This is a genomic window from Klebsiella sp. K4 (assembly GCF_014596785.2).
Classification (GTDB): Bacteria; Pseudomonadota; Gammaproteobacteria; order Enterobacterales; family Enterobacteriaceae; genus Klebsiella; species Klebsiella pneumoniae.
The window spans coordinates 1,201,809-1,223,450 of sequence record NZ_CP115021.1 but is presented as its reverse complement, the minus strand read 5'-3'; the positions used below and the strand labels follow the sequence as shown (position 1 = coordinate 1,223,450).

Annotated in this window: 21 protein-coding genes, 1 rRNA gene and 1 other annotated feature; of the genes, 8 read left to right on the top strand and 14 right to left on the bottom strand. The window is 56.0% G+C overall.

Annotated elements, in window-relative coordinates; all coding sequences use genetic code 11:
• Positions 1-34: 34 nt before the first annotated feature.
• The 4 genes from IB144_RS06140 to rluD all read right to left on the bottom strand — a co-directional run bounded on the left by IB144_RS06140 (position 35) and on the right by rluD (position 6,451).
• Positions 35-1,574: ribosomal RNA gene (locus tag IB144_RS06140) — 16S ribosomal RNA — on the bottom strand.
• Between the two features lie 465 nt (positions 1,575-2,039).
• The gene (gene clpB, locus IB144_RS06135; protein WP_040215337.1) at positions 2,040-4,613 is read right to left on the bottom strand and encodes an ATP-dependent chaperone ClpB; all 2,574 of its coding nucleotides are present in this window, start codon (positions 4,611-4,613) and stop codon (positions 2,040-2,042) included.
• Between the two features lie 129 nt (positions 4,614-4,742).
• Positions 4,743-5,474: a purine nucleoside phosphorylase YfiH gene (gene yfiH, locus IB144_RS06130; protein WP_004174806.1), complete on the bottom strand. Its 732-nt coding sequence runs from the start codon at positions 5,472-5,474 to the stop codon at positions 4,743-4,745.
• Positions 5,471-6,451: a 23S rRNA pseudouridine(1911/1915/1917) synthase RluD gene (gene rluD / locus IB144_RS06125; protein ID WP_002914110.1), complete on the bottom strand. Its 981-nt coding sequence runs from the start codon at positions 6,449-6,451 to the stop codon at positions 5,471-5,473. Before rluD ends, yfiH begins: the two co-directional genes overlap by 4 nt.
• 131 nt (positions 6,452-6,582) lie before the next feature.
• Here rluD and bamD point away from each other — a divergent pair, with 131 nt between their 5' ends.
• The 4 genes from bamD (at position 6,583) to pheA (ending at position 9,341) form a co-directional block, all read left to right on the top strand.
• Positions 6,583-7,320 carry an outer membrane protein assembly factor BamD gene (gene bamD / locus IB144_RS06120; protein WP_004145664.1) on the top strand — a complete coding sequence of 246 codons (738 nt, stop codon included), beginning with the start codon at positions 6,583-6,585 and terminating at the stop codon, positions 7,318-7,320.
• Between the two features lie 270 nt (positions 7,321-7,590).
• Entirely contained in the window at positions 7,591-7,926 is a 336-nt protein-coding gene (gene raiA, locus IB144_RS06115; RefSeq protein ID WP_002914111.1) for a ribosome-associated translation inhibitor RaiA, read from the top strand.
• Positions 7,927-8,031: 105 nt separating this feature from the next.
• Positions 8,032-8,156: a sequence feature (Phe leader region), on the top strand.
• Positions 8,033-8,080, top strand: a complete 48-nt coding sequence (pheL, locus tag IB144_RS06110; protein ID WP_100250063.1) for a pheA operon leader peptide PheL — start codon at positions 8,033-8,035, stop codon at positions 8,078-8,080. Its footprint overlaps the feature before it by 48 nt.
• Before the next feature lie 24 nt (positions 8,157-8,180).
• Positions 8,181-9,341, top strand: a complete 1,161-nt coding sequence (gene pheA, locus IB144_RS06105) for a bifunctional chorismate mutase/prephenate dehydratase (protein ID WP_004150975.1) — start codon at positions 8,181-8,183, stop codon at positions 9,339-9,341.
• Here the strand turns inward: pheA and IB144_RS06100 are convergent.
• The 3 genes from IB144_RS06100 to aroF all read right to left on the bottom strand — a co-directional run bounded on the left by IB144_RS06100 (position 9,338) and on the right by aroF (position 12,474).
• A complete protein-coding gene (locus IB144_RS06100; protein ID WP_032418478.1) occupies positions 9,338-10,210 on the bottom strand; it encodes an SMP-30/gluconolactonase/LRE family protein in 873 nt (290 codons plus the stop codon). The genes pheA and IB144_RS06100 overlap by 4 nt on opposite strands.
• A gap of 62 nt (positions 10,211-10,272) precedes the next feature.
• Positions 10,273-11,394 (bottom strand): bifunctional chorismate mutase/prephenate dehydrogenase, encoded by a 1,122-nt coding sequence (gene tyrA / locus IB144_RS06095; RefSeq protein WP_004212948.1) that lies wholly within the window; start codon positions 11,392-11,394, stop codon positions 10,273-10,275.
• Positions 11,395-11,403: 9 nt separating this feature from the next.
• Positions 11,404-12,474, bottom strand: a complete 1,071-nt coding sequence (gene aroF / locus IB144_RS06090; protein ID WP_002914114.1) for a 3-deoxy-7-phosphoheptulonate synthase AroF — start codon at positions 12,472-12,474, stop codon at positions 11,404-11,406.
• Positions 12,475-12,816: 342 nt separating this feature from the next.
• Here aroF and IB144_RS06085 point away from each other — a divergent pair, with 342 nt between their 5' ends.
• From IB144_RS06085 to IB144_RS06075, 3 genes are read left to right on the top strand one after another with little or no spacing between them, the layout of a single operon-like run.
• Entirely contained in the window at positions 12,817-13,326 is a 510-nt protein-coding gene (locus tag IB144_RS06085; RefSeq protein WP_004174804.1) for a YfiR family protein, read from the top strand.
• Complete coding sequence (gene dgcN / locus IB144_RS06080; protein WP_065888758.1) at positions 13,319-14,542, top strand: diguanylate cyclase DgcN; 1,224 nt, start codon at positions 13,319-13,321, stop codon at positions 14,540-14,542. Before IB144_RS06085 ends, dgcN begins: the two co-directional genes overlap by 8 nt.
• Positions 14,543-14,555: 13 nt before the next feature.
• Positions 14,556-15,038, top strand: a complete 483-nt coding sequence (locus IB144_RS06075; RefSeq protein ID WP_004145671.1) for an OmpA family protein — start codon at positions 14,556-14,558, stop codon at positions 15,036-15,038.
• 8 nt (positions 15,039-15,046) lie between these two features.
• On the opposite strand, the gene IB144_RS06070 is transcribed toward IB144_RS06075, so the two are convergent.
• The 7 genes from IB144_RS06070 to ffh all read right to left on the bottom strand — a co-directional run bounded on the left by IB144_RS06070 (position 15,047) and on the right by ffh (position 20,677).
• Positions 15,047-16,417: a PepSY-associated TM helix domain-containing protein gene (locus tag IB144_RS06070; protein WP_032418476.1), complete on the bottom strand. Its 1,371-nt coding sequence runs from the start codon at positions 16,415-16,417 to the stop codon at positions 15,047-15,049.
• Between the two features lie 56 nt (positions 16,418-16,473).
• Positions 16,474-16,932, bottom strand: coding sequence for a DUF2946 domain-containing protein (locus tag IB144_RS06065; RefSeq protein WP_032418474.1), 459 nt, complete (start codon positions 16,930-16,932; stop codon positions 16,474-16,476).
• A 119-nt stretch (positions 16,933-17,051) separates the two neighbouring features.
• A complete protein-coding gene (rplS, locus tag IB144_RS06060) occupies positions 17,052-17,399 on the bottom strand; it encodes a 50S ribosomal protein L19 (protein WP_002914145.1) in 348 nt (115 codons plus the stop codon).
• Positions 17,400-17,438: 39 nt separating this feature from the next.
• Positions 17,439-18,206, bottom strand: coding sequence for a tRNA (guanosine(37)-N1)-methyltransferase TrmD (gene trmD / locus IB144_RS06055; protein WP_002914147.1), 768 nt, complete (start codon positions 18,204-18,206; stop codon positions 17,439-17,441).
• A 31-nt stretch (positions 18,207-18,237) separates the two neighbouring features.
• Positions 18,238-18,786, bottom strand: coding sequence for a ribosome maturation factor RimM (gene rimM / locus IB144_RS06050; protein ID WP_004150977.1), 549 nt, complete (start codon positions 18,784-18,786; stop codon positions 18,238-18,240).
• Between the two features lie 18 nt (positions 18,787-18,804).
• Positions 18,805-19,053, bottom strand: a complete 249-nt coding sequence (rpsP, locus tag IB144_RS06045; protein ID WP_002914149.1) for a 30S ribosomal protein S16 — start codon at positions 19,051-19,053, stop codon at positions 18,805-18,807.
• Between the two features lie 259 nt (positions 19,054-19,312).
• Positions 19,313-20,677 (bottom strand): signal recognition particle protein, encoded by a 1,365-nt coding sequence (ffh, locus tag IB144_RS06040; RefSeq protein WP_002914152.1) that lies wholly within the window; start codon positions 20,675-20,677, stop codon positions 19,313-19,315.
• 163 nt (positions 20,678-20,840) lie between these two features.
• Between ffh and IB144_RS06035 the strand changes: the two genes are divergently transcribed.
• Positions 20,841-21,632, top strand: a complete 792-nt coding sequence (locus IB144_RS06035) for an inner membrane protein YpjD (protein WP_002914153.1) — start codon at positions 20,841-20,843, stop codon at positions 21,630-21,632.
• Positions 21,633-21,642: the final 10 nt, after the last annotated feature.

Sequence of the window (21,642 nt, the reverse complement as noted above, 5' to 3'; positions counted from 1 at the left end):
CTGTGTGAGCACTACAAAGGCAGGTTCTTTAAGGTAAGGAGGTGATCCAACCGCAGGTTCCCCTACGGTTACCTTGTTACGACTTCACCCCAGTCATGAATCACAAAGTGGTAAGCGCCCTCCCGAAGGTTAAGCTACCTACTTCTTTTGCAACCCACTCCCATGGTGTGACGGGCGGTGTGTACAAGGCCCGGGAACGTATTCACCGTAGCATTCTGATCTACGATTACTAGCGATTCCGACTTCATGGAGTCGAGTTGCAGACTCCAATCCGGACTACGACATACTTTATGAGGTCCGCTTGCTCTCGCGAGGTCGCTTCTCTTTGTATATGCCATTGTAGCACGTGTGTAGCCCTGGTCGTAAGGGCCATGATGACTTGACGTCATCCCCACCTTCCTCCAGTTTATCACTGGCAGTCTCCTTTGAGTTCCCGGCCGAACCGCTGGCAACAAAGGATAAGGGTTGCGCTCGTTGCGGGACTTAACCCAACATTTCACAACACGAGCTGACGACAGCCATGCAGCACCTGTCTCACAGTTCCCGAAGGCACCAATCCATCTCTGGAAAGTTCTGTGGATGTCAAGACCAGGTAAGGTTCTTCGCGTTGCATCGAATTAAACCACATGCTCCACCGCTTGTGCGGGCCCCCGTCAATTCATTTGAGTTTTAACCTTGCGGCCGTACTCCCCAGGCGGTCGATTTAACGCGTTAGCTCCGGAAGCCACGCCTCAAGGGCACAACCTCCAAATCGACATCGTTTACGGCGTGGACTACCAGGGTATCTAATCCTGTTTGCTCCCCACGCTTTCGCACCTGAGCGTCAGTCTTTGTCCAGGGGGCCGCCTTCGCCACCGGTATTCCTCCAGATCTCTACGCATTTCACCGCTACACCTGGAATTCTACCCCCCTCTACAAGACTCTAGCCTGCCAGTTTCGAATGCAGTTCCCAGGTTGAGCCCGGGGATTTCACATCCGACTTGACAGACCGCCTGCGTGCGCTTTACGCCCAGTAATTCCGATTAACGCTTGCACCCTCCGTATTACCGCGGCTGCTGGCACGGAGTTAGCCGGTGCTTCTTCTGCGGGTAACGTCAATCGACAAGGTTATTAACCTTATCGCCTTCCTCCCCGCTGAAAGTGCTTTACAACCCGAAGGCCTTCTTCACACACGCGGCATGGCTGCATCAGGCTTGCGCCCATTGTGCAATATTCCCCACTGCTGCCTCCCGTAGGAGTCTGGACCGTGTCTCAGTTCCAGTGTGGCTGGTCATCCTCTCAGACCAGCTAGGGATCGTCGCCTAGGTGAGCCGTTACCCCACCTACTAGCTAATCCCATCTGGGCACATCTGATGGCATGAGGCCCGAAGGTCCCCCACTTTGGTCTTGCGACGTTATGCGGTATTAGCTACCGTTTCCAGTAGTTATCCCCCTCCATCAGGCAGTTTCCCAGACATTACTCACCCGTCCGCCGCTCGTCACCCGAGAGCAAGCTCTCTGTGCTACCGCTCGACTTGCATGTGTTAGGCCTGCCGCCAGCGTTCAATCTGAGCCATGATCAAACTCTTCAATTTAAGTTTGATGCTCAAAGAATTAAACTTCGTAATGAATTACGTGTTCACTCTTGAGACTTGGTATTCATTTTTCGTCCGAGGACGTTAAGAATCCATGTCACTTTGAGTGCCCACACAGATTGTCTGATAAATTGTTAAAGAGCAGTTGCGACGCGCTTTAGCGCTCTGTCGCGAGGTCCCGTATAATACGTTTTCCTCATTCAGAGTCAAGCGCTTATTTTGCTTTTCTCTGTCGGCTTTCAACGTCGATTTCCGTCGTTGAATCCTCCTGGCTCGGCGGCTTGTTTGCCGTTGTTCCGTGTCAGTGGAGGCGCATTATAGGGGGTAATTCTGAAGTGACAAGGATAAATTCAAAAAAAGAATTTAACCGCTCACTTTTCAACCAAATCAGGTGTTGAGCTTTAATTCTTGCCTGGTTTTTAAACAAAAACGAGCCCGCTGGGCCCGTTTTTGTCGTTTTGTGATTTACTGCACTGCCACAATGCGGTCGTCTTTTACTACCAGCTCGATGGTTTTACCCGGAACCAGCTCACCGGAAAGGATCTGCTGGGCTAACGGGTTCTCAATCTGCTGCTGAATAGCACGTTTCAATGGCCGCGCGCCGTATACCGGATCGTAACCATTGGCGCTCAGCAGCTTCAGCGCCTCATCGGACATATGCACTTCATATCCGCGCTCTTCCAGACGTTTATACAGACGCTGCAGCTGGATCTGGGCAATAGAGGCAATATGTTTCTCGCCCAGCGGATGGAAGACCACCACTTCGTCGATACGGTTGATGAACTCCGGACGGAAGTTCTGGCTGACTACCCCCAGCACCAGGTCCTTCATATGTCCGTAGTCCAGCTCGCCGAACCGTTCCTGAATCAGATCGGAACCGAGGTTCGAGGTCATGATGACTACCGTATTACGGAAGTCGACCGTTCTCCCCTGCCCGTCGGTGAGACGCCCGTCGTCGAGTACCTGCAGCAGAATGTTGAACACATCCGGGTGCGCTTTTTCCACTTCATCCAGCAGGATGACGGAATAAGGACGACGGCGCACCGCCTCGGTCAGGTAACCGCCCTCTTCATAGCCGACGTATCCCGGAGGCGCACCGACCAGACGCGAGACGGAATGTTTCTCCATAAACTCGGACATATCGATACGCACCATCGCGTCGTCGCTATCGAACATAAAGTTAGCCAGCGTTTTACACAGCTCGGTTTTACCGACCCCGGTTGGACCGAGGAACAGGAACGAACCAATCGGCCGGTTCGGATCGGACAGCCCGGCGCGGCTGCGGCGAATGGCGTTGGATACCGCTTCAACCGCCTCATCCTGGCCAATCACCCGATGATGCAGCTCCTGTTCCATACGCAGCAGTTTGTCACGCTCGCTTTCCATCATGCGGGAGACCGGGATACCGGTCCAGCGAGCCAGCACTTCGGCGATTTCAGCATCCGTCACTTTATTACGCAGCAGACGCATGGTTTTCCCTTCGGACTGAGTGGCCGCCGCCAGCTGTTTCTCCAGTTCCGGAATTTTGCCGTACTGCAGCTCGGACATCCGCGCCAGATCGCCGACGCGGCGCGCCTGTTCGATGGCGATTTTCGCCTGCTCCAGCTCAGCTTTGATGGTCTGGGTGCCGGAGAGCGACGCTTTTTCCGCTTTCCACTCTTCTTCCAGCACCGAGTACTGCCGTTCTTTATCCGCCAGCTCCTCGTTGAGCATATCGAGACGCTTCAGGCTCGCCTCATCAGACTCTTTCTTCAGCGCCTGCTGTTCCAGTTTCAGCTGGATAATACGCCGATCGAGACGGTCCAGCTCTTCCGGTTTGGAGTCAATCTGCATACGGATGCTGGATGCCGCCTCATCGATGAGGTCGATGGCTTTATCCGGCAGCTGACGGTCGGCAATATAGCGATGCGATAAGGTCGCCGCCGCCACGATAGCCGGGTCAGTGATCTGCACGTGGTGGTGCAGCTCATAACGTTCTTTCAGACCGCGCAGAATCGCGATGGTATCTTCTACCGAAGGCTCGGCAACGAACACTTTCTGGAAGCGACGTTCCAGCGCGGCGTCTTTTTCGATGTACTGACGGTATTCATCAAGCGTCGTCGCCCCGACGCAGTGCAGTTCACCACGCGCCAGCGCCGGCTTCAGCATGTTACCCGCATCCATCGCGCCGTCGGCTTTACCAGCGCCAACCATGGTATGCAGTTCGTCGATAAATAGAATGACGTTGCCTTCCTGTTTGGACAGGTCGGTCAGCACGCCTTTCAGACGCTCTTCAAACTCACCGCGGTATTTCGCCCCGGCCACCAGCGCCCCCATATCCAGCGCCAATACCCGACGGCCTTTCAGCCCTTCTGGTACTTCGCCGTTGACGATACGCTGCGCCAGGCCTTCGACGATTGCCGTTTTACCCACCCCGGGTTCACCGATCAGCACCGGGTTGTTTTTGGTACGACGCTGCAGTACCTGAATGGTACGGCGAATCTCTTCATCACGGCCGATCACCGGATCCAGCTTGCCCTGCTCGGCACGCTCGGTGAGATCGACGGTAAATTTCTTCAATGCCTGACGTTGGTCTTCGGCACCCTGATCGTTCACGCTTTCCCCTCCGCGCATTTGTTCAATCGCCTGAGTCATGTTGGCGGTTGTTGCTCCGGCGGATTTTAAAAGGTCGGTCAGCGTACCGCGTGATTCAAGCGCCGCCAGAACGAACAGTTCCGACGAAATAAAGTTGTCCTTTTTCTTTTGCGCCAGCTTGTCGCAAAGGTTGAGGATCCGCACTAAATCCTGAGAAGGTTGCACATCGCCGCCGGTGCCTTCCACCTGCGGTAAACGGCTCAAGGCCTGTTCGATGTCAGTGCGCAGTTTCCCGGCATTCACGCCCGCCGAGGTTAATAAAGGACGTACCGATCCCCCTTCCTGATTCAGCAAGGCGCTCATTAAATGAAGAGGTTCGATGAATTGGTTGTCGTGCCCGAGTGCGAGCGACTGGGCATCGGCAAGAGCAAGCTGGAATTTATTGGTAAGACGATCCAGACGCATAACTCCTCCCATAAACAGGTCAAATTTGCTACTGGAGATTAAATGAGGTCATCCCTCAATTATTCAAGGTTAAAGACCCGAACTATGTGAAAAATAAGTTTGCCTTCTGGATCGTCTTGATTCTCTAGGTTATATCAGCCAAATGAAACTTGCCATACGACCGGTGGTCTTGTCGCGCCGGTAAGAGAAAAAATCATCCTTTTCGCTTAGCGTGCAGCGATCGCCGCCGAAAATCTGCTCAACGCCGACGTTTGCCAGACGCTGCCGCGCCAGTTGGTAGATATCAGCAAAATATTTTTCGCCTGCCGGACGAAAAGCCCGGTGCGCATCCTCGTCCTTCGCCATAAAGGCATCCCGGACTTCCGGTCCCACCTCAAACGCCTGCGGACCGATGGCGGGCCCCAGCCACGCCATAATATTTTCGGCTTTATCGGCGAAACGAGCAACCGTCGCTTCCAGAACCCCTTCGCATAAGCCGCGCCATCCCGCGTGCGCCGCGGCGACTTCGGTGCCGTCGCGGTTACAGAACAGCACCGGCAGGCAGTCAGCGGTCATCACCGCGCAGACGGTCCCTGGCGTACGACTATAAGAGGCATCCGCGCGTTTCGACGGATAGGGTCCGCCGTCCAGCGTCAGAACCTCGGTGCCATGGACCTGCTCCAGCCAAACCGGGTAAGACGGCAAGCCGCCGGCGGCAAACATCCGCCGCCGGTTTTCTTCGACATCCTGCAGATTGTCGCCGCAATGGGCGCCCAGGTTGAGCGAGTCATAGGGCGGCAGACTCACGCCGCCGATGCGGGTAGAACTACAGGCCGCCACGCTGCCGGGCATTGGCCACTGCGGTACAATCAGTTTCGTCATAACCAGTCAATATCGTCCTTATGGGCTTCAAAATCGGCGCGCATCGCCTCGATGAGCTCGACCATATCCTGCGGGATGGGCGCGTGCCACTCCATTTCAATGCCGGAGATCGGGTGATACAGGCGCAGCATGGTGGCATGCAGCGCCTGGCGGTCGAATTTACGCAGCGCGGTAATGAATTCCTCCGACGCGCCCTTCGGCGGACGCGGCCGACCGCCATAGACCTGGTCACCCACCAGCGGATGGGTGATATGCGACATATGCACGCGGATCTGATGTGTACGACCGGTTTCCAGACGCAGACGCAGGCGGGTATGGATGCGGAAATGTTCCATAATGCGGTAGTGGGTCACCGCCGGTTTGCCCATCGGATGCACCGCCATATGGGTACGCTTGGTCGGGTGACGGCTGATCGGCTCTTCCACTGTGCCACCGGCGGTCATATGACCGATCGCCACCGCTTCGTATTCACGGGTGATCTCGCGCAGCTGCAGCGACTCCACCAGCCGGGTTTGCGCCGGAATGGTTTTCGCCACCACCATCAGACCGGTGGTGTCTTTATCCAGACGATGAACAATACCCGCGCGCGGCACATCGGCAATAGGCGGATAGTAGTGCAGCAGCGCATTCAGCACAGTACCGTCAGGGTTGCCCGCGCCAGGATGTACAACCAGATCGCGCGGTTTATTGATCACGATGATGTCATCATCTTCGTAAACGATATTGAGCGGAATATCCTGCGGCTGGAAGCGCGCCTCTTCTTCGATTTCCACATCGATAGCGATGCGTTCTCCCCCCAGCACTTTTTCTTTCGGTTTATCGCCAATGGTGCCATTGACTAATACGCGTTGGTCGAGGATCCATTCTTTTATCCGCGATCGCGAATAATCAGGGAACAATTCGGCCAAAGCCTGATCTAAGCGTTGACCGAGTTGATTTTCGGTCACCGTTGCGGTGAGTTGTACTCGTTGTGCCATATACAGCTTCTTCGTTTAACGTTGGGTTTTACGGCTTTGCCGTTTAATATAGTGTGCTATTGTAGCTGGTCTTAATCGGGAGCAGGAACAGAGATTCTCCCGCATAAACATTTTGAGGAAGTCAAAACGTCATGACGCGCATGAAATACCTGGTGGCAGCCGCCACACTGAGCCTGGCTTTGGTGGGTTGCTCCGGCTCTAAGGAAGAGGTGCCTGATAATCCGCCGAATGAAATCTACGCGACCGCCCAGCAAAAACTGCAGGACGGTAACTGGAAACAGGCGATAACGCAACTGGAAGCGTTGGATAATCGTTATCCATTCGGCCCTTATTCCCAACAGGTACAGCTGGATCTGATTTATGCGTATTATAAAAACGCCGATCTTCCTCTGGCTCAGGCGGCTATCGATCGCTTCATGCGTTTGAACCCCACCCATCCGAACATCGACTATGTCATCTATATGCGCGGCCTGACCAACATGGCCCTGGATGACAGCGCCCTGCAGGGCTTCTTCGGCGTTGATCGCTCCGACCGCGATCCGCAGCACGCGCGCGATGCCTTCAATGACTTCTCCAAACTGGTGCGTGGTTATCCGAACAGCCAGTACGCCACTGACGCCTATAAACGCATGGTGTTCCTGAAAGATCGTCTGGCCAAATATGAGCTGTCGGTCGTGGATTACTACACCGATCGTGGCGCATGGGTTGCCGTGGTTAACCGTGTGGAAGGGATGATGCGTAATTATCCGGATACCCAGGCCACCCGCGATGCCCTGCCGAAGATGGAAAACGCCTATCGTCAGATGCAAATGAACGCTCAGGCGGACAAAGTCGCGAAGATTATCGCCGCGAACAGCAAGAACACCTGAGCCTGACTCATCGATCGCAAACGGCAGCCACTGGCTGCCGTTTTTTTATACGTTTCCCGACGAGCTGAAGCGGTTTAGCGCCGGGTTAACTCATCAAATATGGCCTGCTTTATCGGGTTCGACAAGTAAAATCTCACTTCTTCCTGCCCTGTCTCACAAAATGAATTTGTTGACAAAAAGTGACAATAAAATGTGATTTAGATCACACATTTTGACATTGGGAAAGGTATGCTGGATTCACCAAGACGGGAAAGACAAGAGGTAAAATTTATGACAATGAACATTACCAGTAAACAAATGGAAATTACTCCGGCAATCCGCCAGCATGTCGCAGACCGTCTCGCCAAACTGGATAAGTGGCAAACTCATTTAATCAACCCGCACATCATTCTGTCTAAGGAGCCGCAGGGTTTTATCGCTGATGCAACCATCAACACGCCAAACGGCCATCTGGTTGCCAGTGCGCGTCATGAAGATATGTACGCCGCCATTAACGAATTGATCAACAAGCTGGAACGGCAGCTCAATAAAGTGCAACACAAAGGGGAAGCCCGCCGCGCCGCGACGTCGGTGAAAGAGGCAGGCTTTGTGGAAGAAGAAGAGTAATCCTTAACTTAAGTTGTGTCATGCCACGCGCCTTCGGGCGCGTTTTTTATTGACAGAGTGAAAACAGTACAGGTACTGTAATCCCCACTACCTAAAGGAATTTACCATGAAACTTGTCCCGTTCTTCTTCGCATTCTTTTTTACCTTCCCCTGACCGGGAGGCAATTCGTCGTATAAGAAAGAATGCGAAGACGAACAATAAGGCCTCCCACCCGGGAGGCCTTTTTTATTTGATAACAACAAAGGCAACATCTATGACCGAGGAAAACCCATTACTGGCGCTGCGCGATAAGATAAGCGCCCTGGACGAGAAGCTGCTTGCTCTGCTGGCGGAGCGCCGCGGACTGGCTGTTGAGGTTGGAAAAGCCAAACTGGCCTCCCATCGTCCGGTGCGTGATATTGACCGCGAACGCGATCTGCTGGAGCGCCTGATGACTATCGGCAAGCGCCATAATCTGGATGCGCACTATATCACCCGCCTGTTCCAGCTGATTATCGAAGACTCTGTTCTTACCCAGCAAACCCTGCTGCAGCAGCATCTGAATAAAATTAACCCGCATTCGGCCCGCGTGGCGTTCCTCGGTCCCAAGGGCTCTTACTCGCATCTGGCGGCGCGTCAGTACGCCGCTCGCCACTTTGAGCAGTTTATTGAGAGCGGCTGCGCGAAGTTCGCCGATATTTTTAATCAGGTAGAAACCGGCCAGGCCGATTACGCGGTGGTGCCGATTGAAAACACCAGCTCCGGCGGGATCAACGACGTCTACGATCTGCTGCAGCACACCAGCCTGTCGATCGTTGGCGAGCTGACGATCCCTATCGATCATTGCGTACTGGTGAGCACCTCGACGGATGCCGATAAAATTCAGACCGTTTACAGCCATCCGCAGCCGTTCCAGCAGTGCAGCCAGTACCTGAGCCGCTACCCGCACTGGAAGATTGAGTATACCGAGAGCACCTCGGCGGCAATGGAAAAAGTGGCGCAGGCGAACTCCCCGGCCGTCGCGGCCCTGGGTAGCGAAGCGGGCGGCGCTCTGTATGGTCTGCAGGTGCTGGAGCACTGCCAGGCCAACCAGACGCAGAACATCACGCGCTTCCTCGTCCTGGCGCGCAAAGCGGTGAACGTCTCCGATCAGGTGCCGGCCAAGACCACGCTGTTAATGGCGACCGGTCAGCAGGCGGGCGCCCTGGTGGAAGCCCTGCTGGTGTTGCGCAACCACAATCTGATCATGACCAAACTGGAATCCCGCCCGATCCACGGCAATCCCTGGGAAGAGATGTTTTATCTCGATATTCAGGCCAACCTGGATTCGCTGCCCATGCGCAAGGCGCTGAAGGAGCTGGCGGATATCACCCGCTCCATGAAGGTCCTCGGCTGCTACCCTAGCGAAAACGTGGTCCCGGTGGATCCGGTTTAACATTCGCGGAACGGGAATTTCTTCATCCCTGCCACCGCTACCGGCAGGGTGAAGATGGCGCCTGACAGCGGATACTGCGCCAGCTCATCGTCCTCCATGTTTTCCCGGGTGGTGGTGATATAGAGCGTTTTCATATCCGCCCCGCCGAAGCAGACCATCGTCGGGCAACGTACCGGCATCGGGTAGGATTCCAGCTCCTCGCCCTGCGGCGAGAAACGGGCGATCCGCCAGCCGTCAAACATTGCGCTCCAGTAACATCCCTCCACGTCGATCGCCGCCCCGTCAGGGATCCCTTCGCCAGGCTGAAAACGGCGAAAGACTTCGCGTCGGCCAGGCTCACCCTGCTCATCCAGCGGCGTACGGTAGATCACGGCGTTCGGCGTATCAGAGGTATACATCCAGCGCCGGTCGGCGCTAAAGGCCAGGCCATTGGCGCCATGGATGTCACACTGGATCACTTTCGGCTGCAGGTCGTTATCCACTCGCATCAGCAGCGCGCCGTTGTAATCCCCTGGCCCCCAGAAGGTACCGGCATAAAAGCGCCCATCGCGATCGGTCCCGCCGTCGTTAAACCGCGCCAGCTCCGGGTTGCTCGGGTTATCGCAGACTTTCCGCCGCAGCAGGCCGTGGGTGTCGGTCAGCCAGATGCCGCTGCGCAATGCCACGATAAACCCGCCCTTCTCGCGCAGGGCAAAACAGCCGACCTCCTCCGGAAACTGCAGCACCTGGTGTTCTCCGCTGCGGATATCGTAGCGGTGAATTTCACATTCCATGATATCAGCCCAGTAGAGGGCCTGTTCTGCCTCGCTCCAGGTCGGGCATTCCGGCAGGTATCCGGTGTAGTCAAACAGCGGTTGTGGTTCAGCCATCGTTGTCATCCCTATAAAAAAAGCCAGCGGTCGCTGGCTTTATTGTATACATCTTTTTCGCTTTACTGCCGATTATCGTTCGCCTGACGCAGCAGCGTGCGGCTCTCGCTCTGGAAACGCTGAGCGTAATCGCCAAACCAGTGTTCGACTTTACGGAAGCTGTCGATAAACGCCTGCTTATCGCCCTGCTCCAGCAGGCCGATCGCTTCGCCGAAACGCTGGTAGTAGCGCTTAATCAGCGCCAGGTTGTTTTCCGATGACATAATAATATCGGCGTACAGCTGCGGATCCTGGGCAAACAGACGGCCTACCATCGCCAGCTCCAGTCGGTAAATGGGTGACGAGAGCGCCAGCAGTTGCTCAAGACGTACATTCTCTTCCGCCAGGTGCAGGCCATAGGCGAAGGTGGCAAAGTGGCGCAGCGCCTGAATAAAGGCCATGTTCTGATCGTGCTCAACGGCGCTGATGCGGTGCAGCCGCGCGCCCCAAACCTGAATTTGTTCGAGGAACCACTGATAGGCCTCCGGCTGGCGACCATCACAATAGACCACCACCTGCTTCGCCAGGCTGCCGCTGTCCGGACCGAACATCGGGTGCAGGCCGAGAACCGGGCCCTGATGCGCCGCCAGCATCGCCTGCAGCGGCTCCGCTTTCACCGAGGCAAGGTCAACCAGAATGCAATCCGCCGGAAGGGGCGGCAGCCTGCCGATCGTCTCCACGGTGGTGTGAATCGGTACGCTGACGATAACCATGCCGGCATCGGCGACGATATCCGCCGCCCGGGCCCAATCGTTTTTTTCCAGAATACGCACCTGGTAGCCGGACAGCGTTAACATCTTCTCAAACAGACGGCCCATCTGCCCACCGCCGCCGACGATCACCACCGGCCGCAGATTCGGCTGCAGGGTTTTGAAGCCTTTGTCGTTTTCGCTGGAATAGGATTCCCGCATCACGCGACGCAGAACGTCCTCGATCAGATCCGGTGGTACGCCGAGCGCAGCCGCCTCTTTACGTCGGGAGGCGAGCATCGCCGACTCGCGCTCCGGGACGTAAATCGGCAGGCCATACTGGCTCTTCACCTCGCCGACTTCGGCCACCAGCTCCAGACGCTTAGCCAGCAGGCTAAGCAACGCTTTATCCACTTCATCAATTTGATCGCGTAACGCGGTCAGTTCAGCAACCATACTTTCCTCTTAAACCAAACGGGCCGCCAGGTGGCCACGGAGATCCTTATCCAGTTCACGCAGCAGCGCCTCGGTAGTCTCCCAGCTGATGCAGGCATCCGTCACCGAGACGCCGTATTTCATCGCCTCACGCGGCTGTTCAGAGGACTGATTGCCTTCGTGGATATTACTTTCGATCATCAGGCCGATAATGGAGCGGTTGCCATCTTTGATCTGCGCGACCACGGATTCAGCCACGGCCGGCTGGCGGCGGAAATCTTTATTGGAGTTCCCATGACTGCAATCTACCATCAGCGACGGCTTCAGTCCCGCCTGCGCCATCTCTTTTTCGCATTTCGCCACATCTTCCGGACCGTAGTTCGGCGCCTTGCCGCCGCGGAGGATCACATGGCCGTTCGGATTACCCTGCGTTTGCAGCAGGCAGACCTGCCCGGCCTGATTGATGCCGACGAAACGGTGCGGCATCGCCGCGGCGCGCATGGCGTTGATGGCCGTGGCCAGGCTACCATCGGTACCGTTTTTAAAGCCGACCGGCATCGACAGGCCAGAGGCCATTTCGCGGTGCGTTTGTGATTCCGTGGTACGCGCGCCGATAGCGGACCAGCTGAACAGGTCCCCAAGGTACTGCGGGCTGTTGGGATCCAGCGCTTCCGTCGCCAGCGGCAGTCCCATATTGACGAGCTCAACCAGCAGACGACGCGCAATCTTCAGGCCGCCTTCAACATCAAACGAACCATCCATGTGCGGATCGTTAATCAGCCCCTTCCAGCCGACGGTGGTACGGGGTTTTTCAAAATAGACGCGCATCACCAGGTAGAGGCTATCGCTGACCTCTGCGGCAAGGGCTTTAAACCGACGAGCATATTCAATCGCAGCTTCCGGATCGTGAATGGAGCAAGGACCACATACCACCAGCAGGCGCGGATCGCGACCGGCGATGATATCCGAAATGGTCTGACGGGCGTGCGCGATCTGCGCTTCCTGCTCGACGCTCAGCGGGAATTCCGCCTTCAGTTGCTCCGGGGTCATTAATACATGTTCGTCGGTAATATGTACGTTGTTCAGCGCGTCTTTTTGCATGATTGCGATCCTGTGTAGCTCGTTTGCGATAAGGGTTGCCTCAGAGGGCATGACGTAACGATACCACACAAAGTAAAGAATTCAATCCATATTCCGTAAATTTTAATTTACACCAACGAATTAATTGCCACTTACAATGGCGCGATGCGTATAACAATATTTACACATAGGAAAAACAAGCCAAACTTGCGCACCCACGGTATCGGTACTACGAAAAATCCTGGTGAGAATTGTCCCAAAGCAAAGGGCGCATCTAATGACGGGTTTTATTAACAGTGGTATTCTTCGCCGGGCATCGGCAGCGGCTTTTCCCGCGCTATGGCGACTTTGACGGAAGCGTTAATGACAGTATTACACCGTCTTTTATTGACTGTATTTTTTCTCATCGCGGTATCTCCTGTTTTTGCTGCCGGACCTTCAGAACATGTTCGCGCTATTGTTTCCGGGATCGTGACCTACACCCGTTGGCCGTCATTAACAGGAGCGCCAAAGCTGTGCATTTTTGCCTCATCACGCTTCACCCATAGCCTGGCTCATGAAGATCCGGATGCATTACCCTATCAACCGGTGATAGTACGTAATCGTGAAGAAGCGTTAAAAACGACCTGCGATGGTTTTTATTTTGGCAGCGAATCGCCGACTGAACAGTCAGAACTCACTCGCCGCTATGGCCCGAGGCCGCTGTTACTCATCGCAGAACAAAATACGGATTGTTCAATTGGTAGCGCGTTTTGCCTGATCATCAATGACGACCGGGTCCGCTTCTCCGTTAATCTGGACGTTCTGACGCACAGCGGGGTTCGGGTTAACCCGGACGTCCTGATGCTTGCCCGGAAGAAACCACATGAATAAGGACTTTTCACAGACTCCGCGCCCGACTTTCAAACGCGCGCTCCGTCGCATTAGCGTGATAAGCGTGGTGATCTCCATGACGCTGGTCTGGCTGCTGCTGAGTACAGCCTCAATCTTCACGCTCAAGCAGTACGCGCAGAAAAATCTTGAGCTCACTGCCGCGACCATGGGGCGCAGCCTCGAAGCCGCCCTGGTGTTTGGCGACAGCGCGGCGGCAGAGGAGACCCTCGCGTCGTTGGGCAAGCAAGGGCAGATCTCCCAGGCAATCGTGCTAAACGGCCAGATGCAGCACTTCGCCGCGTGGCGCCATGAACCGCTGGCCAATAAAGAGCAAGTGAGCGGGCTTATCAGTAAATGGCTGTTTCCGGAGCCCACGGTGCAGCCCATCTGGCACCAGGGCAAACAAATCGGCGAGCTGAGATTGACCGCGCTTGATGAACTGATTAGCCACTTTCTCGGTATCTCGATTCTGGTGCTGACCGGCAGCATTCTGCTCGCCTCGTTCATCGCCCTGCTGCTGACCCACTCCCTACACCGGGGGATCGTCGCCGCCCTGCAGAGCATCACTGAGGTCGTGCATGATATACGTGAAAACCGCCACTTCTCCCGGCGGGTGCCGGAGGAGCGTATCGAGGAGTTCCATCTTTTCGCCCAGGACTTTAACAGCCTGCTGGGGGAAATGGAGGACTGGCAGCGCCAGCTGCAGACCAAAAACGCGCAGCTGTTGCGCAGTTCGTTACACGATCCGTTGACCGGCCTGGCTAACCGCGCCGCCTTTCGTAACGCGCTCGCCGAGCTGATGCAGAATGAAGTCGATCATCAAACCTCGGCATTGCTGTTTCTTGATGGCGATAATTTCAAACTGATTAACGACAACTGGGGGCATGCGGCGGGCGATAAAGTGCTGATGGAGGTCGCCAGCCGCCTGATGACTTTTGCCGGTAAACGCCATCTGGCGTGGCGTCTTGGCGGCGATGAGTTTGCCGTTCTGCTGCGCGAGGTGCGCTCGGAAGCAGAAGTGCAGGCCCTGTGCCAGGCGCTAACGGAACAATTTCTTCCGCCATTCAACCTGCACAACGGTCATAGCGCCACGCTCTCGCTGAGCGTCGGTTATGCCCTGGCGTGGGAACACGCCACCGCGGAATCACTGCAAGAACTTGCCGATCAGAATATGTATCGGATGAAAAACCAACGTATCCAGCAGACGCTGAAATAATAAAGGACTCATTATGATCAGAAAATATTTCGTCCCCGCCCTGATGGCGGCGGCGCTTTTGACAGGTTGCCAGGCTCCTCAGGGAAAATTTACCCCGGAGCAGGTGGCGGCGATGAAATCTTACGGCTTCACTGAAAGCAATGGCGATTGGTCCCTGGGCTTATCCGATAGCATCCTGTTTGACAAGAATGACTACCGACTACGTCCCGACAGCCGCCAGCAGATCACCACGATGGCCTCGCGGCTGGCGGCTACCGGGATCACCCATAGCCGCCTTGAAGGCCATACCGATAATTATGGTGAAGATAGTTACAATGAAGCCCTGTCGCTTAAGCGGGCCAACAGCGTGGCCGATGCCTGGGCGGAAGGCGCTCATGTCCCACGCAGTAATTTAGTCACCCGCGGCCTTGGCAAAAAATACCCGATCGCCAGCAACGACACGGCGGCCGGGCGCGCCGAAAACCGCCGGGTAACGGTGGTCATCAGCACGCCGTAAGTCTTCACTTAGTCGCTGGACTTCATCATCCTCATTGCCGTTGCCGCGCGCCAGCGCAGGTAGTCAACGGCAATGAACAGCAACAGGCTGGCTCCCATTAACGGCATGGCCAATCCAAGGGCAAACGCCAGCCCAAGCACCAGGCTTCGGGCAGGCCAGGCGAGCGACAGCCACGCCTGCAGCAGCGAATGCGCCGGATCCCAGGCGGCCTGAGGCGGACGGCGGATCCACCATAACCGGTACCCCACCCCGATGGTAACGCACAGCGCGCAGCCAAATCCCACCAGCAGCAGCTGATTCGCCAGACCAAAGAGGATCCCCATATGGAAATCGACGCCCCAGCGGGTGAGCTTCGCCATCAGCGGAAAGTCGGCAAAACGCGTGCGATCCACCACCTGCATCGTGGCGCCATCGATCGCCACCGCGTCCACCTGCGTCGGCCAGCGACGGTCGATCTCATTCACCGTCCAGGCGCGGTCGTCTGACACTGGCGGACGGATCTCCAGCCGGCTGGCGTTCAGCCCCGCCTGACGGGCCGCCGCCAGCGCCTGGTCAAACTGGGCCTGCTGCAGCGCCGGCTGATGCTGGGCCATGGCCATCGCATCCATATGATGTCCGGCGTGGGGATCGTGCGTCATCGGCATCTCGCCATGCAGCTGGGTATTGACCTGCGGCGTCAGCCAGCCGAACGCTGCCCGCATTTTGTCCACATTGCCGCCGGCCCATTGCGACCAGGTCAGGCCGGTGGCGGAGAAGAGCAGCATACCCACCAGTAGGCCCCAGCCCAGCGTCACGTGCAGCCGACGATGGTTCTGCAGGGCGTTATTCAGCCGCCGTTTTGGACGCGTCATCGCCCACAGGGCAATGCCTCCGAGCGCGGCCACCCACATCCAGGAGGCGGCCAGTTCGCTGTATAACCTCCCGCTGTCGCCCAGCAGCAGAGAGCGATGCGCATAATCAATCCACTGGCGCAGCGGCAGGATGCCGCTGGTGCCGTAGACCGTCATATCGCCCTTCACCCGCAGCGCGATCGGATCGACAAAAATAGCCCGGGATTCCGACTCTCCGAGACCCGGATCGGCAAACATAATGCGCGTGGTCTCGCCCAACGCAGGCGCCGGACGCACCGCCAGCAGCCGCAGATTGCCCTGGGTCGCTTCTTCGGCCACCGCAATCTGGGCGCTGAGCGGCTGCGGAGTCCCCTCGGCAAGGCCATGCAGCGCGTCGTGATAGAGCCAGTTTTCCAGCTGCGGCGTCGCCACGTACAGCGTGCCGGTCAGGGCAGCGACACAGATAAACGGTCCGATAAACAGACCAATATAGAAATGGAGGCGACGCAGCAGGTTCAGCCATGCCGCGCGCGAGGTGCAGGTTGTCATACTTTTCCTTTTTTAAAGCAAAAGAGGTCGTTGCGCGGTGCGCAGATTGATTTTTATTAAAGGGAAAAAGCAGACAACCGCGGCGGGGCGCGGGTTTCGGGGTAGAGCCAGGGAAAGTAGTGCCAGTGCTTTAATACCGGGCGAGAAACCGGCAGGCGAATGCGCCGCAGGAGCATGGCGACGAACAGCGCCAGCGCGAAAAGGAGCCCCGGGACATGGGCTAACAGCACGCAATAGCCACACGCTTCGGCATGGTCCAGCGGCATTTCGTGTCCGGTATGCTTAGCGCCGTCTGTGCTGTGCATCATTGCCATCTTGTGCCCGGGCATCTGCGCCATGCTCGCGGACGAGCTATCCATCATCATGGCGTGGTGCATGCCGGGCATGGCGCTCATGGGGTCTTTTTGCAGGGAGACGGAGATCAGGGGGGCCACCACGATCAGCAGGATCGCCAACAGCGCCAGCCAGGCGGCTCGCCGTTTAGGTGTCGTTTGCTGAAAACTGTTGCTGACCACCGCCCCTCCGTATAGAGGGCGTATTGTAAATGATTTACATCACGATGGTTACAACAAAGATAAAAAAAGGGCCAGCCATCTGGCCAGCCCTTTCTATCAGGATGTCGCGAAAGCGAATCTTAGTTAAGACGCTCTTTGATACGAGCAGACTTACCAGTGCGCTCACGCAGGTAGTACAGTTTAGCTTTACGTACAGCACCACGACGTTTAACAGCAATGCTGTCAACTACCGGAGAGTGAGTCTGGAAGACACGCTCAACGCCTTCGCCGTTGGAAATTTTGCGAACAGTGAATGCAGAGTGCAGACCGCGGTTACGAATAGCGATAACCACGCCCTCGAATGCCTGCAGACGTTTTTTGGAACCTTCAACAACCCATACTTTCACTTCCACGGTATCACCCGGACGGAAGGAAGGTACGTCCTGCTTCATCTGTTCTTGTTCAAGTTGCTTAATAATGTTGCTCATAATTTAATCTCTTATCCTGGGTAAACTGATATTGGGGGCTCACGCCTGCCCATCATGTTTATGCTGCTGTTGCGCGTGTTCAGTTTTGAACTCCGCCAGCAGCTTTGCTTGCTCTTCAGTCAGAGCCAGGTTTTCCAGAAGTTCAGGTCTTCTAAGCCAGGTGCGGCCCAGCGACTGCTTCAGACGCCAGCGACGTATCTCAGCATGGTTTCCCGACAGCAATACTGGCGGTACTTCCATCTCCTCTAACACTTCAGGACGGGTATAGTGGGGGCAATCCAGCAACCCATCAGCAAAGGAATCTTCCGTTGCCGATGCTTCATGGCCCAGTACTCCCGGAATGAACCGGGAAACGGAGTCAATCAGCGTCATTGCCGGTAACTCACCACCGCTGAGAACGTAATCGCCGATTGACCATTCTTCGTCAATTTCGGTTTGGATTACGCGCTCGTCTATCCCTTCGTAGCGACCGCACACCAGAATCAGTTTCTGATTCGTTGCCAGTTCGCTGACGCCCGCTTGATCAAGCTTGCGTCCCTGAGGTGACAGATAAATCACCTTCGCGCCTTCACCTGCCGCGGCTTTTGCTGCATGAATGGCATCCCGTAAGGGTTGCACCATCATTAGCATCCCCGGTCCGCCGCCGTAAGGACGATCGTCCACGGTACGGTGCCGGTCATGCGTGAAGTCGCGAGGACTCCAGCTTTCGATGCTCAGCAGGCCATTTTTTACTGCCCGGCCAGTTACCCCGTAATCGGTAATTGCGCGGAACATTTCAGGAAACAGGCTAATTATGCCAATCCACATAGCGCCGTCTTTTACCGTTTATCCGGAGAATTTAAAAACCAGGATCCCAATCTACTTCGATAGTACGCGTAGTGAGATCGACTTTCTTGATAACCTGCCCATCGAGGAACGGAACCAACCGCTCCTTGATACCAAATGCATCTTTCAGGTTTGCCTTGATGACGAGCACGTCATTCGACCCGGTTTCCATCATATCGATGACTTTACCGAGGCTATAGCCTTCCGTCGTAACTACCTGGCAGCCCATCAGGTCTTTCCAGTAGTAGTCACCCTCTTCCAGCTCCGGCAACTGCGATGAATCCACGATAATTTCGCAATTAGTCAGTAGATTCGCGGCATCACGATCGTCAACGCCTTTCAGCTTGATGATGATGTCCTGATTGTGGTGGCGCCAGCTTTCCAGCTCAACGACCTGCCACTGACCCGCCTTCTGGATTAACCAGGGCTGATAGTCAAAAATGCTTTCGGCGTCTTCGGTGGAGGAAAACACTCTGAGCCAACCACGGATACCGTAGGAAGAACCCATTTTCCCCAATACGATCGGATCAACAGGTGCTTGCGCGGTGTGTTGCTTGCTCATCATGACCACCGTGACAGATTAAGCTGCTTTGTTAGCGGCTTTGATCAGCGCGGCAACGCGATCGGAAACAGTAGCGCCCTGGCCAACCCAGTGAGCGATACGATCCAGATCCAGGCGAGTTTCTTCTTCCGCACCGTTAGCGATCGGGTTGAAGAAACCAACGCGCTCGATGAAGCGACCGTTGCGTGCATTACGGCTGTCGGTGACAACAACCTGGTAGAACGGACGCTTTTTAGCGCCGTGACGTGCTAAACGAATAGTTACCATAACATCCTCTTGTGTGAATAAAACAACCGGGCCCCATCGAGGAACGGAGCCCGGTGTCATATTAAAAGCCCGAAAATTTTACTGATTTCTGGGGAAAATGCAATCAGCAGTTGATAAGTCTGCTGTAAAAGGCCGTCGGCGGTGCAGCCAGTTTAGTACCAGCGTGTGCGCAACCACTGTAACGTACAGGTAGTACGTGAGGATGGCGAGCACACCCCGGCGCTAAAATGGCAAACAAGATAGCCTTATGCCCTTGTTTTTAACGACCCGGGAAGCCTGGCGGCATCATCCCTTTCATCCCGCGCATCATCTTCATCATGCCGCCTTTCGACTTCATCTTCTTCATCATGCGCTGCATGTCGTCGAACTGCTTGAGCAGACGGTTCACATCCTGCACCTGCATGCCGCAGCCGGCGGCGATACGGCGCTTACGCGAACCTTTGATGATTTCCGGCTTAGCGCGCTCTTTCAGGGTCATCGAGTTGATGATCGCTTCCATACGCACCAGCACTTTGTCGTCCATCTGCGCTTTCACGTTGTCCGGGATCTGCCCCATGCCCGGCAGCTTGCCCATCAGGCTGGCCATGCCGCCCATGTTTTTCATCTGGCGCAGCTGCTCAAGGAAGTCGGTGAGGTCGAAACCGTCGCCTTTCTTCAGCTTGGAGGCCAGCTTCTCGGCCTGCGCGCGGTCAACCTTGCTCTCGATATCTTCGATCAGCGACAGCACGTCGCCCATGCCGAGGATACGGGAAGCGACGCGGTCCGGATGGAACGGCTCCAGCGCTTCGGTTTTCTCGCCGACGCCGAGGAATTTAATCGGCTTGCCGGTAATATGGCGAATCGACAGCGCCGCGCCGCCGCGGGCGTCGCCGTCCACTTTGGTCAGCACCACGCCGGTCAGCGGCAGCGCTTCGTTAAAGGCCTTCGCGGTATTCGCCGCATCCTGACCGGTCATCGCATCGACGACGAACAGGGTTTCAACCGGGTTAATGGCGGCGTGGACGTGCTTGATTTCGTCCATCATCGCTTCGTCAACGTGCAGACGACCGGCGGTATCCACCAGCAGCACGTCGTAGAATTTGAGTTTCGCTTCTTTCAGCGCCGCGTTGACGATATCAACCGGCTTCTGCCCGACATCAGACGGGAAGAAATCGACGCCGACCTGCTCGGCCAGGGTTTCCAGCTGCTTGATCGCCGCCGGGCGGTAAACGTCCGCGGAAACGACCAGCACTTTCTTCTTGTGCTTCTCGCGCAGGAATTTCCCCAGCTTACCGACGCTGGTGGTTTTACCAGCACCTTGCAGGCCCGCCATTAGCACCACGGCCGGCGGCTGCGCGGCCAGGTCGAGCGTCTGGTTCTCTTCGCCCATCGCCGCCACCAGCTCGTTGCGGACGATTTTGACGAACTCCTGACCCGGGGTCAGGCTTTTATTGACTTCATGGCCGACCGCGCTCTCTTTGACGCGGCTGATGAAATCACGGACCACCGGAAGCGCAACGTCCGCTTCCAGCAGCGCCATGCGCACTTCGCGCAGGGTGTCTTTAATATTGTCTTCTGTAAGGCGTCCGCGGCCGCTAATGTTGCGCAGCGTACGCGACAAACGATCGGTTAAATTATCAAACATTGTCTCTCGCCTGAGGTGGAAACGGTCGGTCGCCGCAGCGACACACAAAACGAATGTGGCGGAGTATAACACGACATCAATCTGAATGTGCTGCAACGGTTGGAGCAGAGGCCTGCTAACGTTATACTGCTTCTCTTTCTTATTTAGCCAACAGCCGACACCTATGCCTGTTTTTGCTCTACTCGCCCTTGTCGCCTACTCCGTCAGCCTCGCGCTGATTATCCCCGGCTTGCTGCAAAAAAACAGCAGCTGGCGGCGAATGGCGATTTTATCTGCAACTATCGCCTTGATCTGCCATGCTTTTGCGCTGGAAGCACGGATATTCCCCGGCGGCGAGAGCGGGCAAAATCTCAGCTTACTGAACGTCGGGTCGCTGGTCAGCCTGATGATCTGTACGGTGATGACTATCGTGGCCTCGCGCAATCGCGGCTGGCTGCTGCTGCCTATCGTCTATGCCTTCGCGCTGATCAACCTGGCCTTCGCCACTTTCGTGCCTAACGAATATATCACCCACCTGGAAACCACCCCGGGGATGCTGGTGCATATCGGCCTGTCGCTCTTCTCGTACGCCACGCTGATCATTGCCGCGCTGTATGCGCTGCAGCTGGCGTGGATCGACTACCAGCTCAAGAATAAAAAGCTGGCCTTCAGCAGCGAAATGCCGCCGCTGATGAGCATTGAGCGCAAAATGTTCCACATCACCCAGGTCGGCGTGGTGCTGCTGACCCTGACGCTGTGCAGCGGCCTGTTCTACATGCACAATCTGTTCAGCAGCGAAAATATCGATAAAGCGGTGCTGTCGATTATTGCGTGGTTCGTCTATATCGTCCTGCTGTGGGGGCACTATCATGAAGGGTGGCGCGGACGTCGTGTGGTCTGGTTCAGCGTCGCTGGCGCCGGTCTGCTGACGCTGGCCTATTTTGGTAGCCGCGTGCTGCAGCAGTTCGTGAGCTAAGTCTTTTAAG

What these genes read in the sequence shown, in the direction of transcription:
- clpB (WP_040215337.1), bottom strand. Translation starts at nt 4,613, where the DNA reads ATGCGTCTGGATCGTCTTACCAATAAATTCCAGCTTGCTCTTGCCGAT.
- yfiH (WP_004174806.1), bottom strand. Translation starts at nt 5,474, where the DNA reads ATGACGAAACTGATTGTACCGCAGTGGCCAATGCCCGGCAGCGTGGCG.
- rluD (WP_002914110.1), bottom strand. Translation starts at nt 6,451, where the DNA reads ATGGCACAACGAGTACAACTCACCGCAACGGTGACCGAAAATCAACTC.
- bamD (WP_004145664.1), top strand. Translation starts at nt 6,583, where the DNA reads ATGACGCGCATGAAATACCTGGTGGCAGCCGCCACACTGAGCCTGGCT.
- raiA (WP_002914111.1), top strand. Translation starts at nt 7,591, where the DNA reads ATGACAATGAACATTACCAGTAAACAAATGGAAATTACTCCGGCAATC.
- pheA (WP_004150975.1), top strand. Translation starts at nt 8,181, where the DNA reads ATGACCGAGGAAAACCCATTACTGGCGCTGCGCGATAAGATAAGCGCC.
- IB144_RS06100 (WP_032418478.1), bottom strand. Translation starts at nt 10,210, where the DNA reads ATGGCTGAACCACAACCGCTGTTTGACTACACCGGATACCTGCCGGAA.
- tyrA (WP_004212948.1), bottom strand. Translation starts at nt 11,394, where the DNA reads ATGGTTGCTGAACTGACCGCGTTACGCGATCAAATTGATGAAGTGGAT.
- aroF (WP_002914114.1), bottom strand. Translation starts at nt 12,474, where the DNA reads ATGCAAAAAGACGCGCTGAACAACGTACATATTACCGACGAACATGTA.
- IB144_RS06085 (WP_004174804.1), top strand. Translation starts at nt 12,817, where the DNA reads ATGACAGTATTACACCGTCTTTTATTGACTGTATTTTTTCTCATCGCG.
- dgcN (WP_065888758.1), top strand. Translation starts at nt 13,319, where the DNA reads ATGAATAAGGACTTTTCACAGACTCCGCGCCCGACTTTCAAACGCGCG.
- IB144_RS06075 (WP_004145671.1), top strand. Translation starts at nt 14,556, where the DNA reads ATGATCAGAAAATATTTCGTCCCCGCCCTGATGGCGGCGGCGCTTTTG.
- IB144_RS06070 (WP_032418476.1), bottom strand. Translation starts at nt 16,417, where the DNA reads ATGACAACCTGCACCTCGCGCGCGGCATGGCTGAACCTGCTGCGTCGC.
- rplS (WP_002914145.1), bottom strand. Translation starts at nt 17,399, where the DNA reads ATGAGCAACATTATTAAGCAACTTGAACAAGAACAGATGAAGCAGGAC.
- trmD (WP_002914147.1), bottom strand. Translation starts at nt 18,206, where the DNA reads ATGTGGATTGGCATAATTAGCCTGTTTCCTGAAATGTTCCGCGCAATT.
- rimM (WP_004150977.1), bottom strand. Translation starts at nt 18,786, where the DNA reads ATGAGCAAGCAACACACCGCGCAAGCACCTGTTGATCCGATCGTATTG.
- rpsP (WP_002914149.1), bottom strand. Translation starts at nt 19,053, where the DNA reads ATGGTAACTATTCGTTTAGCACGTCACGGCGCTAAAAAGCGTCCGTTC.
- ffh (WP_002914152.1), bottom strand. Translation starts at nt 20,677, where the DNA reads ATGTTTGATAATTTAACCGATCGTTTGTCGCGTACGCTGCGCAACATT.
- IB144_RS06035 (WP_002914153.1), top strand. Translation starts at nt 20,841, where the DNA reads ATGCCTGTTTTTGCTCTACTCGCCCTTGTCGCCTACTCCGTCAGCCTC.